This window comes from Leclercia sp. (genome assembly GCF_036780805.1).
In the GTDB taxonomy this organism is placed as follows: domain Bacteria; phylum Pseudomonadota; class Gammaproteobacteria; order Enterobacterales; family Enterobacteriaceae; genus Enterobacter.
On record NZ_DAIQCE010000013.1, the window covers coordinates 24,228 to 37,669 of the forward strand.

The 13,442-nt window shown below is 59.1% G+C and carries 13 protein-coding genes; 7 read left to right on the forward strand and 6 right to left on the reverse strand.

Annotated elements, in window-relative coordinates; all coding sequences use genetic code 11:
* The 5 genes from V7Q49_RS20410 to rlmB all read left to right on the forward strand — a co-directional run bounded on the left by V7Q49_RS20410 (position 1) and on the right by rlmB (position 4,435).
* On the forward strand, positions 1-957 hold the full coding sequence (locus V7Q49_RS20410) for an ABC transporter permease (protein ID WP_333854754.1): 957 nt from the start codon (positions 1-3) through the stop codon (positions 955-957).
* Positions 954-1,814, forward strand: a complete 861-nt coding sequence (locus tag V7Q49_RS20415; RefSeq protein ID WP_333854755.1) for an ABC transporter permease — start codon at positions 954-956, stop codon at positions 1,812-1,814. The genes V7Q49_RS20410 and V7Q49_RS20415 overlap by 4 nt, the downstream gene beginning before the upstream one ends.
* Positions 1,807-2,796 (forward strand): ABC transporter ATP-binding protein, encoded by a 990-nt coding sequence (locus V7Q49_RS20420; protein ID WP_333854756.1) that lies wholly within the window; start codon positions 1,807-1,809, stop codon positions 2,794-2,796. Before V7Q49_RS20415 ends, V7Q49_RS20420 begins: the two co-directional genes overlap by 8 nt.
* Complete coding sequence (locus V7Q49_RS20425) at positions 2,793-3,593, forward strand: ABC transporter ATP-binding protein (protein WP_333854757.1); 801 nt, start codon at positions 2,793-2,795, stop codon at positions 3,591-3,593. The genes V7Q49_RS20420 and V7Q49_RS20425 overlap by 4 nt, the downstream gene beginning before the upstream one ends.
* Positions 3,594-3,700: 107 nt before the next feature.
* Positions 3,701-4,435 (forward strand): 23S rRNA (guanosine(2251)-2'-O)-methyltransferase RlmB, encoded by a 735-nt coding sequence (gene rlmB / locus V7Q49_RS20430; protein WP_333854758.1) that lies wholly within the window; start codon positions 3,701-3,703, stop codon positions 4,433-4,435.
* A 124-nt stretch (positions 4,436-4,559) separates the two neighbouring features.
* On the opposite strand, the gene V7Q49_RS20435 is transcribed toward rlmB, so the two are convergent.
* The gene (locus V7Q49_RS20435) at positions 4,560-5,849 is read right to left on the reverse strand and encodes an MFS transporter (protein WP_333854759.1); all 1,290 of its coding nucleotides are present in this window, start codon (positions 5,847-5,849) and stop codon (positions 4,560-4,562) included.
* 183 nt (positions 5,850-6,032) lie between these two features.
* Between V7Q49_RS20435 and V7Q49_RS20440 the strand changes: the two genes are divergently transcribed.
* Positions 6,033-7,655, forward strand: a complete 1,623-nt coding sequence (locus V7Q49_RS20440; RefSeq protein WP_333854760.1) for an isovaleryl-CoA dehydrogenase — start codon at positions 6,033-6,035, stop codon at positions 7,653-7,655.
* A gap of 3 nt (positions 7,656-7,658) precedes the next feature.
* On the opposite strand, the gene V7Q49_RS20445 is transcribed toward V7Q49_RS20440, so the two are convergent.
* The 3 genes from V7Q49_RS20445 to bsmA all read right to left on the reverse strand — a co-directional run bounded on the left by V7Q49_RS20445 (position 7,659) and on the right by bsmA (position 10,510).
* On the reverse strand, positions 7,659-9,584 hold the full coding sequence (locus V7Q49_RS20445; RefSeq protein WP_333854761.1) for a methyl-accepting chemotaxis protein: 1,926 nt from the start codon (positions 9,582-9,584) through the stop codon (positions 7,659-7,661).
* Between the two features lie 172 nt (positions 9,585-9,756).
* Positions 9,757-10,044 (reverse strand): DUF1471 family protease activator YjfN, encoded by a 288-nt coding sequence (yjfN, locus tag V7Q49_RS20450; protein WP_442913085.1) that lies wholly within the window; start codon positions 10,042-10,044, stop codon positions 9,757-9,759.
* Positions 10,045-10,180: 136 nt separating this feature from the next.
* Complete coding sequence (gene bsmA, locus V7Q49_RS20455; protein WP_333854763.1) at positions 10,181-10,510, reverse strand: biofilm peroxide resistance protein BsmA; 330 nt, start codon at positions 10,508-10,510, stop codon at positions 10,181-10,183.
* 138 nt (positions 10,511-10,648) lie between these two features.
* Here bsmA and yjfP point away from each other — a divergent pair, with 138 nt between their 5' ends.
* Positions 10,649-11,380 (forward strand): esterase, encoded by a 732-nt coding sequence (yjfP, locus tag V7Q49_RS20460; RefSeq protein WP_333854820.1) that lies wholly within the window; start codon positions 10,649-10,651, stop codon positions 11,378-11,380.
* On the opposite strand, the gene ulaR is transcribed toward yjfP, so the two are convergent.
* Entirely contained in the window at positions 11,377-12,132 is a 756-nt protein-coding gene (gene ulaR / locus V7Q49_RS20465; protein WP_333854764.1) for an HTH-type transcriptional regulator UlaR, read from the reverse strand. The two genes, yjfP and ulaR, sit on opposite strands and share 4 nt — an antisense overlap.
* A gap of 107 nt (positions 12,133-12,239) precedes the next feature.
* Complete coding sequence (gene ulaG, locus V7Q49_RS20470) at positions 12,240-13,304, reverse strand: L-ascorbate 6-phosphate lactonase (protein ID WP_333854765.1); 1,065 nt, start codon at positions 13,302-13,304, stop codon at positions 12,240-12,242.
* Positions 13,305-13,442: the final 138 nt, after the last annotated feature.

Sequence of the window (13,442 nt, forward strand, 5' to 3'; positions counted from 1 at the left end):
ATGAAAAGATATCTCTTTCACCGCCTGCTGGCACTGCTACCGGTGCTGCTGGTGGTGTCGGTGGTGGTGTTTTGTCTGATTCATCTGGCGCCGGGCGATCCGGCGCTGGTGATCCTGGGTAATGATGCCAGCCCGCAGGATATCGCGGCGCTGCGCCAGCAGATGGGGCTGGACAGGCCCATGCTGACGCAGTTTATCAGCTGGTTTGGCGAGGTGCTTAGCGGCAATTTAGGCCATTCGCTGTTTCTCGATACCAGCGTCATGGCCCTGTTTTTACAGCATCTCACCCCCACGCTGGCGCTGGCCTTATATGCCCAGGCGATCGCGCTGGTGCTGGGGTTAGCGGGCGGGGTGCTGAGCGCCTGGCAACACGGTAGCCTGCTGGATCGCGCCATTCGTATGCTGGCGACGCTCGGGATGTCGGTGCCGGGCTTTCTGCTCGGCCTGTTTTTGATCTTCTTTTTTGCAGTGCAGCTGCGCTGGTTCCCGGTGGTGGGGTATCGCTCTACCAACGAGGATTTCTGGCTCAACGTCTGGTATTTAACCCTGCCGGCGTTTGCGCTGGGGTTACGTATTGCCGCGTTGATCGCCCGTATGACCCGCGCGGTCATGCTGGACGTGATGCAGGAGCCCTTTATTAGCACCGCCCGCGCCAAAGGGGTACCCGAGCGGCTGGTGCTGCTGCGCCACACCCTGAAAAACAGCCTGATCCCCATTCTGACCATCTGCGGCGAATCTTTTGCCTCGCTGGTCACCGGCACTATCGTGATTGAGAGCGTGTTTGGTATTCCCGGCGTCGGATCGCTGATCGTGGACTCGATCGAGCGGCGCGACGTGACGGTGATCCAGGGCGTGGTGCTGTTGATCACCGTCTGCTATGTGCTGATCAACCTGGCGGTGGATCTGCTGAGCTATCTGGCCGATCCGCGACTTTCCGTCGACGGGGGTGAGAAATGATCCTGCATCGAAACCCCTCCCTGCTCATCTGGCCTGCGGTACTGCTGACCATCGTCCTGCTGTCGTTTTTTGCCAGCGCGTTAAGCCCTTACGATCCCTACAGCATCGATCCGCTCAGCAGGCTGAAAGCCCCTTCCGCCGCGCACTGGTTCGGTACGGATAACTTTGGCCGGGATCTGTTTGTGCGTGTCGCCCTGGCGGTCAGGGTGTCGTTATCGGTGGGGGCGGCGGTGGCGGTGATTGCGGGCATCACCGGAATAGCGATCGGCCTGCTGTGCGCCTGGTACCGCCCGGTCGACCGGATATTGATGCGCGTCTGCGACGGTCTGTTTGCGTTCCCGTCCCTGCTGCTGGCGATTGCCATTGTCGGCGTGCTGGGGCCGAACATTGCCAACGTGGTGCTGGCCCTGTCGCTGGTCTATGTCCCGTCGATCGCCCGGGTGATCCGCGGGGCGGCGATGGTTATCAAAGAGAAAAACTTTATCGAAGCGCTGCGGGCGCAGGGGGCCAGCGCCTCGCGCATCATCTGGCTGCATCTGCTGCCCAACGTTATTTCGCCGTTTATCGTCCAGGTCAGTTGGGTCTTTTCGGTGGCCATTCTGACGGAGGCCGCGCTCAGCTTCCTCGGCTCTGGCGTTCCGGCCCCGATGCCGAGCCTCGGCAATTTACTGCTGGAAGGCAAAGCGGTGATCTTTACCGCCTGGTGGATGACCTTCTTCCCCGGCATGGCCATTGTGCTGCTGATTCTGGGGTTGAATATCATCGGCGATGACCTGCGCGACAGTGCCGATCCCGGGCTGAAACCGCTGCCGCGCCGGATGTTACGTCTGTTAAAACAAGGGGGACGTCATGGCTGAGGCGTTACTGCAGGTTAAGGATCTTGAGGTCAGCTTCGCCACCCGTCAGGGGATCATCTCCCCGGTGCGCGGCGTCTCCTTCCATGTACATGCCCACGAAACCCTCGGCATTATCGGTGAATCCGGCTGCGGCAAGAGCGTGACGGCCCAGGCGGTGATGGGGCTGCTGTCGCCGCGTACCAGCCGGGTGGAGGGCGACGTGGTACTGGCGGGCAACGCGCTGCAAAGGCTGTCGGCAAAAGCGCGTCGGCAGATGAGCGGCCGTGATATGGCGATGATTTTTCAGGACCCGCTGGCCAGCCTGAACCCGGTGATGACGATTGGCTATCAGATTGGTGAGAGCCTGCGGCTGCATACGATGCTCAGCCGCGAGCAGCGTCAGGCGAAAATCCTCGCTCTGCTCGCCCAGGTGGGGATTCCCGATCCGCTGCGCTGTGCCGCATCCTGGCCGCATGAACTCTCCGGCGGCATGCGCCAGCGGGTAATGATTGCGATGGCGATTGCCACCTCGCCGTCGCTGCTGATCGCTGATGAACCTACTACCGCGCTGGATGCGACCATTCAGGCGCAAATCCTCGATCTGCTCGATGAGATTAAGCATGAAACCGGAATGGGGATTGTGATCATCACCCATGACCTGAGCGTGGTAGCCAGGCTGTGCCAGCGCGTGGTGGTGCTGTACGCCGGTCAGGTGGTGGAAGAGACGGATGTCTGGACGCTGTTTGAGCGTCCCCGCCACCCTTATACCCGTGCGCTGCTGGCGGCTCGCCCGTCGGCAGACCATACGCCCAAAACGGCCCTGGCAGAGATCGGCGGGCAGGTGCCTTCCCTCCACGCGCTGCCCTCGGGCTGTACCTATGCCGACCGCTGTCCGCTGGCGCAGCCGCGCTGCCGGGCAGAGGCCCCCGGACTACGCATCCTCGGCGGTGAAAGCCACCAGGTTCGCTGCTGGCGAGCTGAAGAGACAGGAGTCATAAGATGACGACCCCCTTACTGAGCGTGAACCAGCTCTCGAAAACCTTTCAGCGGCGCGGCCAGTCCGTGCCTGCGGTGGACGGGGTAAGTTTTACCCTCAATGCCGGCGAAACCTGGGCGCTGGTGGGGGAGTCCGGCAGCGGGAAAAGCACCACCGGACGGCTGGTGCTGGGGCTAACGCCTGCCAGCGGGGGTGATATTCAGTTTGAAGGACGCTCGCTGGCCGGGTTAAACGCCGCCGGATGGCGCAGCGTGCGCCGGGATATGCAGATGATTTTTCAGGATCCGCTCTCGTCCCTCGACCCGAAGCGCACCATCGGCTACAGCCTGGAAGAGCCGCTGATTATCCACGGCATTGGCAATCGCAAAGCGCAGGTGGGGGAGATGCTGGAGCAGGTAGGTTTGCGACCGCAGGATGCCACGCGCTATCCGCATGAGTTTTCCGGCGGCCAGCGGCAGCGCATCGGGATCGCCCGGGCGCTGATCCTCAGGCCTAAGTTAATCGTCTGCGATGAGCCGGTGTCGGCGCTGGACGTCTCCATTCAGTCGCAGATCCTGAACCTGCTGATGCGGCTCCAGCGCGAGTACGGGCTGGCCTATCTGTTCATCTCCCATGACCTGAACGTCGTCCGGCATATTGCCGATCGCGTGGGGGTGATGTATCGCGGCAGGATCGTGGAACAGGGTGACACCGAACGCATCTTCTCGGCTCCGGGCCATGACTATACGCGCTTTTTACTGAACGCGATTTTGCCTGCGCACCCGGTGGCGACGGGCGTTGCGCGCGCGGCGGTGAACGGCTAATACCGACAGGAGTCGATTTGACCGGCGGGTCGGTTATAATAGGCGCAAGTGACGACATTCACGGCCCCATTTAACCCGGCGCACACCGCCTCACATGAGTACCTTTAATGAGTGAAATGATTTACGGCATCCACGCGGTGCAGGCCCTGCTGGAGCGCGCACCGGAGCGTTTTCAGGAAGTGTTTATTCTGAAAGGGCGTGAAGACAAACGCCTGATGCCGCTGATCCATGCCCTGGAAGCGCAGGGTGTGGTGATCCAGCTGGCGAACCGTCAGTATCTGGATGAGAAAAGCGAAGGTGCGGTACACCAGGGGATCATCGCCCGCGTGAAGCCGGGCCGCCAGTATCAGGAAAACGATCTGCCGGATCTCATCGCCTCCCTGGATAACCCGTTCTTCCTGATCCTCGACGGCGTGACCGATCCACACAACCTCGGTGCCTGCCTGCGTAGCGCCGATGCGGCGGGCGTTCACGCGGTGATTGTGCCGAGAGATCGCTCTGCACAGCTCAACGCCACGGCCAAAAAAGTGGCCTGCGGCGCGGCGGAAAACGTCCCGCTGGTCCGCGTTACCAACCTGGCGCGCACCATGCGTCAGCTGCAGGAAGAGAACATCTGGATCGTCGGCACCGCCGGTGAAGCGGACCATACGCTGTTCCAGAGCAAAATGACCGGCCGTCTGGCGCTGGTGATGGGTGCCGAAGGGGAAGGGATGCGCCGTCTGACCCGCGAGCACTGCGACGAGCTGATCAGCATTCCGATGGCGGGCAGCGTCTCGTCCCTGAACGTCTCCGTGGCAACCGGCATCTGCCTGTTTGAAGCGGTCCGCCAGCGCGGGAAATAAACAGCAAGGCCTTCAAAGAAGGCCTTTCGTGTTTTCTCCCTCTCCCCGTGGGAGAGGGTTGGGGTGAGGGCACCAGACGGTGATCGTCCTGGCCGGGTAAGCGCAGCGCCACCCGGCATATACCTCACTCCTCCAGCGACCGCAAATGGTCGTCCTTTCTTAGCGTCATTAGCGCCACAATACTCACCACCGCCGTTGCCATCACGTAATACGCCGGAATATCCAGATTCCCGGTCTCTTTTATCAGCCCGGTAATGATCAAACCCGCGCAGCCCGAAAAGATGGCGTTCGACAGCGAATAGGCCAGCCCCAGTCCGGTATAGCGCACCCGCGTCGGGAACATCTCTGACAGCATGGCCGGCCCTGGCCCTGCCAGCATCCCCACCAGCCCACCGGCAATCAGCACCACAATCGCTTTCACCGCCAGGGTGCTGGACTCCGCCTGCAGGATTTTCAGCAGCGGCAGGGCGAGGATCAGCAGCAGGGCGGCGGCAATCACCATCACCGTGCGCCGTCCGATGCGGTCGCTGAGGATCCCCGACGGGATAATGGTCAGCGCAAAGCCGATATTGGAGATCACCGCAATCAGCAGCGCCTGGTTAAAGCCGGTATGCAGGGCCGATTGCAGGTAGGCAGGCATGATCACCAGATAGGTATAGCCTGCGGCAGACCACACCATCACCCGGCCAATCCCCATCACGATGGCTTTCAGCGTGTCGCCGGTCCGGGCTTTCGCCACCACCGGTTGGGTTTGCTGCTGCACGAAGCTCGGCGTCTCTTCCATGCTCACCCGCAGCCACAGGGCCACCGCCCCCAGCGGCAGGGCGATAAAGAACGGGATGCGCCAGCCCCAGTCATGCAGCGCTTCTGGCGTCAGGAGCGCTGAGAGCAGCGCTACAATCCCCGCGCCCGCCAGCAGCCCCAGCGCAACGGTAAAGGACTGCCAGGCACCGTACAGCCCGCGTTTGCCGCGCGGGGCGAACTCGGTCATCAGCGACACCGCGCCGCCATACTCGCCGCCAGCGAACAGCCCCTGCAGGATGCGCAGGCCGGTGATCATCAGCGGGGCGGCAATACCGATGCTGGCATACACCGGCACGAGACCAATCGCGGCGGTGGCCAGGGTCATCATCACCAGCACGACGATCAGCGTGGGCTTACGCCCGATACGATCGCCGATCCGCCCGAAGACGATGGCGCCCAACGGACGAAAGAAAAAGGCGATGGCAAACGAGGCATAGGTGAGGATCAGGCTGGTCAGCCCGGCTTCGCCGCTGAGCTGGAAAAAGTTTTTCGCAATCACGGTGGCCAGAAAACCGTACACCGCAAATTCATACCATTCGATAAAGTTACCAATTGAGCCCGCGACTAATGCGCGCTTATGGGCATCCGGCGCCCGCTGGGTGGATTGCATTGTTATTCTCTCCATGAGGGTAAGAATAAATTATTCACTATAAATGCAGATAAGAAATTTATTATTCGTTCATTGTGTGACCAGATTCACGCTTGCGGAGGGTGAAATTTTGCGCCCGCTGGCATGCAGCGGCTGCCCGCTCTGTCCATAATTACCTTATTGCCATAGAAGGAGGGATACATTATGCACTGGCAGACGCACACTGTTTTTAATCAGCCTGCGCCACTCACCAACAGCAACCTTTTTCTTTCCGATCGTGCCCTGTGTGAAGCGGTCAGCCGTGAAGGCGCTGACTGGGACGCCGAGCTGCTCGCCAGCATCGGCCAGCAGCTGGGTACCGCAGAATCGCTGGAGCTGGGCCGCCTTGCCAACGTCAATCCACCCGAGCTGCTGCGCTTTGACGCCAGCGGCACCCGGCTGGATGACGTGCGCTTTCATCCCGCGTGGCACCTGCTGATGCAGGGACTCTGCGCCAACCGGGTGCATAACCTGGCGTGGGAAGAGGAGGCGCGAAAAGGGGCCTTCGTTGCCCGGGCGGCGCGATTTATCCTGCATGCGCAGGTGGAAGCCGGCACGCTCTGCCCCATCACCATGACCCACGCCGCCACGCCGCTTTTGCAACAGGCGTTACCGCGCGCCTTTCACGACTGGCTGACGCCGCTCCTTAGCGACCGCTATGACTCCCATCTGGCGCCGGGCAATCAAAAACGGGGACTGCTGATTGGTATGGGAATGACGGAGAAGCAGGGCGGGTCGGATGTCCTCAGCAACACCACCCGGGCAGAGCGCTGCAGCGACGGCAGCTACCGGCTGGTGGGCCATAAGTGGTTTTTCTCGGTGCCGCAAAGCGATGCGCACCTGGTGCTGGCGCAGGCGAAAGGCGGCCTGTCGTGCTTCTTCGTTCCGCGTTTTCTGCCTGACGGCCTGCGCAATGCCGTGCATCTGGAGCGACTGAAAGACAAGCTGGGCAACCGCTCCAACGCCAGCAGCGAAGCCGAGTTTCTCGACGCCAGCGGCTGGCTGCTGGGCGAAGAGGGGGAAGGGGTGCGCCAGATCCTGAAGATGAGCGGCCTCACCCGATTTGACTGCGCGCTCGGCAGCCACGGCCTGATGCGACGGGCGTTCTCGGTGGCGTTGTATCATGCCCACCAGCGGCAGACCTTTGGCAAAAACCTGATCGATCAGCCGCTGATGCGCGATGTGCTAAGCCGCATGGCGCTACAGCTGGAGGGGCAAACGGCGCTCCTGTTCCGCCTGGCGCGGGCCTGGGATCGCCGGGAGAGCGAGCACGAAGCCCTGTGGGCGCGGCTGTTTACCCCGGCCGCAAAACTGACCATCTGTAAAGCGGGGATCCCGTTCGTTGCCGAAGCGATGGAGGTCCTCGGCGGGATTGGCTACTGCGAAGAGAGCGAGCTGCCGCGTCTGTACCGGGAGATGCCGGTCAACAGTATCTGGGAGGGATCGGGCAATATCATGGGGCTGGACGTGCTGCGGGTGCTGGCAAAGCAGCCTGCGGTGATGGATCTGCTGGCCGATGATTTTGCCGGGGTGAAGGGGCAGGATCGGCACTTCGATCGCAGCTGGCGTCAGTTACAGCAGAAGCTGCGTAAACCCCAGGAGGCGCAGGGCAGGGAGATCGCCCGGCAGATCTGCCTGCTGGGCGCGGGGGCGCAGATGTTGCGCCATGCGTCACCGCCGGTGGCGCAGGCCTGGTGCCGGGAAATGCTCGATGCCCGCGGGGGATCCCTGCTCAGCGAACAGGTCCAGGACGACCTGCTGCTGCGCGCCACGGGCGGCGTGGCCTGATCCTTACAGGCGGAACAGGCTGACCAGATCGGTCAGGTGGGAACCCTTCCCGCGCAGGACCTGCGCCGTCTGTTCACTGCGCGAGACGCGGTCGGCGTTGATATGCGACGCTTCGCCGATATGCGTCATCGCCAGGTTCACCTGACCAATGCCTGCCGACTGCTCGCGGGAGGCATGGTTAATCTCCGTGACCAGCTGATTGATATTGTCGATGTGCACAATGATACTCTCCATCGCATGCCGGGTCTGCTCCGACAGGGCGTGGCCCTCGCTTACCTTGCTGAGCGTATCGCCAATCAGCTGTTCAATCTCCTTCACCGCGTTGGCGCTGCGCGCTGCCAGGGCGCGAACTTCCTGGGCTACCACGGCGAAGCCTTTGCCGTGCTCGCCTGCCCGGGCGGCTTCTACGGCGGCGTTGAGCGCCAGGATATTGGTCTGGAAAGCGATACCCTCAATCACCCGGGTGATAGCTTCGATACGTTTCGATGCTTCACGAATATCATCCATGGTGGCGACAGCATTGCTGACGGTCTCCCCGCCCTGATGCACCGCTCGTGAGGTTTCGCCCACCAGCTGCTGGGTCTGCTCCATATTGGCCGCATTCTGCTGCACGCTGGCTGCCAGCTGCTCCATGCTGGCGGAGGTCTCTTCCACGCTGCTGGCCTGCTTGTTGATCTGCTCTGAGATCTCGCCGGTATCCGCCGCCAGGGCGTTGGTGCCCAGATGGATATCCCCCGCGGCTTCGCGCACCTGCAGCACGATTTTTTGCAGCCCGCCGCCAATGCCGTTGATGGCATTGATCAGCTGACCCACCTCATCCTGACGAGTGGCTGGCAGGGTGGCGCGCAGATCGCCTGCGGCATACTGTTCTGCCAGACCGATCACATCGCGCAGCGGGCGTGAAAGCCAGCGGCGGATAATGAACACGAACAGCATGGCGAAGAGCGCGGACAGAACAACACCGGCCAGCAGGAAGCGATCGCGCAGGCGGGTGACATCGGCCAGCAGGACGGATTTATCCACCTCGCCCACGATGGTCCAGTTCCAGCCAGGGAGCGGCGTCCAGGCCATAATCAGCGTCCGACCCTCGGCGCTCTGACGCTCCAGGGTGCCGGATTTATCCCCCAGCAGCTGCTGCTGAACGGCGTTCTCCCACGTCGGCAGCTGTCCCTCATCTGCGCTATGGAACAGGTACTGGCCGTGGTTTTTGCCATTGCTGCGGTCCAGCACAAAGAAGTGGCCGCTCTCGCCCAGACGGCGGCTGAGGATTTTCTCACGCATGACGTTCCACGAGTGGGTAATGTCGACCCCGACGAAAATGATGGCGATCACCTGTCCGCCCGCATCTTTTACCGGCTGATACTGGGTGATATAGCGTTTGCCGAACAGCAGGGCGAGGCCGCGATAAACCTCACCTTTGCTGACCATTCCCCAGGCCGGGCTGGCATGATCCAGCACCGTGCCGATGGCCCGATCGCCATTCTCTTTACGCAGCGAGGTTGCCACGCGAACAAAGTCGTCGCCGCTGCGGACAAACAGCGTTGAGATGGCACCGGTGCGATTCAGGAAATCATCGGGCGTGGTGTTGTTCTCATGGAGTTCCGTATCGCCGCCTTTCAGCAGCGGGACGTTCTGACCGTTGATGGTGCGGGTCTGGCTGACGTCAAGGCTCAACGGCTGCGGCAAAAAGGTGGTGAACAGGCGGGTGTAGCTCTCCACCTCTTCGGTGAGGCTGGTATTAAACATCTGCACCATATCCACCACGCCGGTGGACTGGTTATGCAGGTCTTCTTTAGCCAGCGATTCGAGTTTTTGACTGGTGTTATAGCTCAGGAGAAAAGTGAAAAGCAGAAAGAGTGTGGCAACACTCAAGCCGGTAAGCAGCGATAGCTTTGTGCCCAGACCTGCACGGCGAAAAAAGTTGATCATAAATTGCTCATTGTTAAAAAGGTCACGCTTTTCAACGGCAGAGCGGGAATAACATTTATGGGGTTTCTGTAACAAAATGTTACAAGAATGTCTCGGGGTAGTAACGACAAGGATAATAAAATTGTAAATATTAAAAAGCCACTCTTTTTTAGTGGCTTTTTATTGGCGCTTTTCAGGCGTAGAGAATGGCTTGTACCCGCCAGCGATCGGCATGATTGTCTTCCTGCATAGTAATGATGCGATACCACGACGCTCCCTGTTCATCTGCTTTGAGCGCGATCATGCGCTCTACATCCTGCGGACTCCCGGAGATATCACTCACGGAGATCAGCCCAATTTCATTCAAACCCGTTACACAATCAGCGCTGGCAAATTCGGCTGACTGCGCGGCAGTACTCACCAGACCGGCTGAGAGTAACAGTGAGGTCAAAGCAAGAGATCGTTTCATCGTCAGCTCCATTTTACGTGTCCCCGGTATCCGCCGGGCAATCCTTCGCAAATAAACTCATTTCCATTGCCATATGCACGGAGTTTATTGTGGACAGGAAAACGTCTATGGACGCAAAGCAGTGTAAATGTCGTTTAAATACCGCTCGTTATTTACGGTATAAAATGGCCTGCGAATACCATTGTCCCGTCACGATAGTTTCATCAATAAGGACAATGACGTAATAATCTGCTTTCGCGGCGACGGCTTTGGCTTTAATGGCATCTTCCACATCGGCGGGAGAGCCTCGCTCAAGTGCGGTGACGGTACCCATTCGCTGTAATCCTTCCGTCTGATTACGACGAATTTCTTGTGGGTGATCGGCAACCGGCGGTGCAGGCTGTGGTGTGCCTTCCAGGACGCTACATCCGCCTAACACCAGCATCAGCAATAAAGCGGCAAACCTTCGCATAACCATATCTCGTTTCCTGATAGCCATAGTGTAGAACTCTGTTGATTTAGGATTGGGGGAATGTTCCCAAATTGTTAGCTGTGGCGTAAATTTCGAATGAAAATTGTGCGAAAGCGTAATCCAGTTCTCAACATTTTAAATCACCCTTTAGCATGAGGCCCAATGATGATTGAACTTGAAATACGACAATTTGGCGACCATGAGAGTGTACACGCCGTTCCGGCAGGAAAACTGTCTCAACCGTTGCCCGTTGTTATTTTTTATCATGGATTTACCTCATCAAAGCTGGTTTACAGCTATTTTGCGGTAGCCCTGGCGCAGGCCGGTTTTCGGGTGGTCATGCCGGACGCACCGGATCACGGCGCACGCTTTACGGGGGATGAGCAGGCCCGTCTGGGCCAGTTCTGGCCGATCCTGCATGGCAATCTCACGGAGTTTGCCGCGCTGCGGGATGGGTTGTATCAGGCCGGGCTGGTGGCGGATGAACGCCTTGCGGTTGCCGGGGCTTCGATGGGCGGGATGACCGCGTTGGGCATCATGGCGCGCCATCCGGAGGTGAAATGCGTGGCAAGCCTGATGGGCTCTGGCTACTTTACCTCGCTGGCCCGCACGCTCTTTCCCCCGCAGCCACCTGCGGACTTCGCCGCGATGGTCTCTCCGCTTGCCGACTGGGAAGTGACAACCGCGCTACCTCGTCTGGCCGATCGTCCGCTGCTGCTGTGGCATGGGGAGGAGGATGATGTGGTGCCAGCCGCGGAGACCTTCCGTCTGCAGCAGGCCTTGCTGCATGAAGGGCTGGATAAAAATCTGACCTGTCTGTGGGAGGCGGGCGTCAAACATCGCATCACGCCGACCGCCCTTGATGCCACGGTGGCGTTCTTCCGCCAGCATCTTTAAACGCGCAGGATCTTCACCCCCTGATCTTCCAGTTTCTGGAGGATCTGTGGGTCAGCACTTTTACCGGTGATCACCAGATCAATCTGCTCGGCGCGGCTGAATAACATGCCCGCGCGCTCGCCAACCTTGCTGCTGTCGACCAGTACCACCAGCTTGCCGACCACGTTCAGCATGTTCTGCTCCGCCATCGCCGTCAGCATATCGGTTTTATACAGCCCCTCGGCGGTCAGTCCTTTCCCGCTGGTAAACATCCAGTGTCCGGCATACAGCGTGTTCTCGCTGTCCTGTGGACTTAAGGTAATGGACTGGCTCTTGTTGTACTGCCCGCCCATGATCACCACGCTTTCGTGCTCCTGATCGATGAGATAGTTGGCCAGCGGCAGGTAGTTGGTAATGATCTGCACCGGCTTGCCGCACATTTCACGGCCCAGCAGGAAGGCGGTCGAACCACAGTTGATCACCACGCTTTCGCCAGGGTTCACCAGCTGAGAGGCGGCCCGGGCAATACGCACTTTCTCGTCGTGATTCTGCGCCTGGTGAATATTCATTGGAGACCAGCGCGGGCGCTGTTGGCTGATGGCTTCGGCACCGTTACGGACTTTTTTCAGCTTCCCGCTCTCATCAAGTTTATTGATATCCCGGCGCGCGGTAGCAGGGGAGACGCCCAGCCGGGCAATCACCTGTTCCACGGTGACAAACCCCGTTTGTGCCAGGAGTTCCAGTAAAATTTGATGACGCTGTGCTTCAGTCATGAGCTATTCCGAAATAAATTGATGTTAAAAGATGATATTTGAAATAGCCTGAAATTACTAAATAAAGATGGAATCGCCAGGCGCTGCGCCTGGCGATGAAGAGGTAATTACAGGAATGATTTGAACGGCAGATCCGGCTCAATGGTGAAGCAGTCGTCAAAGCCGCGCGGGTAGTGATACTCAAAGTTGTCTTTATCCAGCGGCCAGGTAAATTTGCCGCCTACCTGCCAGATAAACGGCTTAAAGCCATATTTCAGACGATCTTTTTTCATCTCCCAGAGCACGCGGATCTCCTGCGGATCGGCCTGGAAGTTTGACCAGATGTCGTGGTGGAAAGGGATCACTACTTTGGTGTTCAATGCTTCCGCCATGCGCAGCATATCGGCGCTGGTCATCTTATCGGTGATGCCGCGCGGGTTTTCGCCATAAGAGCCCAGCGCCACGTCGATATGGTGCTCGTTGCCGTGTTTGGCATAGTAGTTGGAGTAGTGCGAGTCACCGCTATGGTACAGCGTACCGCCCGGGGTTTTGAACAGGTAGTTCACCGCGCGCTCATCCATGCCGTCCGGCAACACCCCTGCCGCTTTCTGGTCTGCCGGCAGGGTAATCAGGGCGGTGCGGTCAAACGCATCCAGCGCATGGATTTCAATGTCTTTGATTTTCACCACGTCACCCGGCTTCACCACGATGCAACGCTCTTTTGGCACACCCCAGCCGATCCAGATATCCACGCAGGTTTGCGGACCAATAAAGGGCACATCCGGCGCGCAGTTTTGCATTACGGCGGCGGCGACATTCACATCGATGTGATCGTTGTGATCGTGGGTCGCCAGTACCGCGTCGATCTGCCGAATGGCGAACGGGTCGAGGACAAACGGCGTGGTGCGCAGGTTCGGCTGCAGTTTTTCCACACCCGCCATGCGCTGCATCTGATGGCCTTTTTTCATCAGCGGGTTGCCGTGGCTCTGTTTGCCCGTGCCGCACCAGAAATCGACGCAGATATTCGCGCCACCCTCTGATTTCAGCCAGATGCCGGTGCAGCCCAGCCACCACATAGCAAAGGTACCAGGAGCAACCTTTTCCTGCTCGATCTCTTCATTCAGCCAGCTACCCCATTCCGGAAAGGTGCTCAGAATCCATGACTCACGGGTGATGGTGTTTACTTTACTCATCGTTTTGACTCCTGGTTTTAATCAAATGTAATCATATAATGATTTGTTGTGATTAATGCTGTCACCATTTGGAGCGCTTTGCAATGGCAAAAATGCGGAATTTTATCTGCTCGATCTCACGGATTATCCGCATTTTTC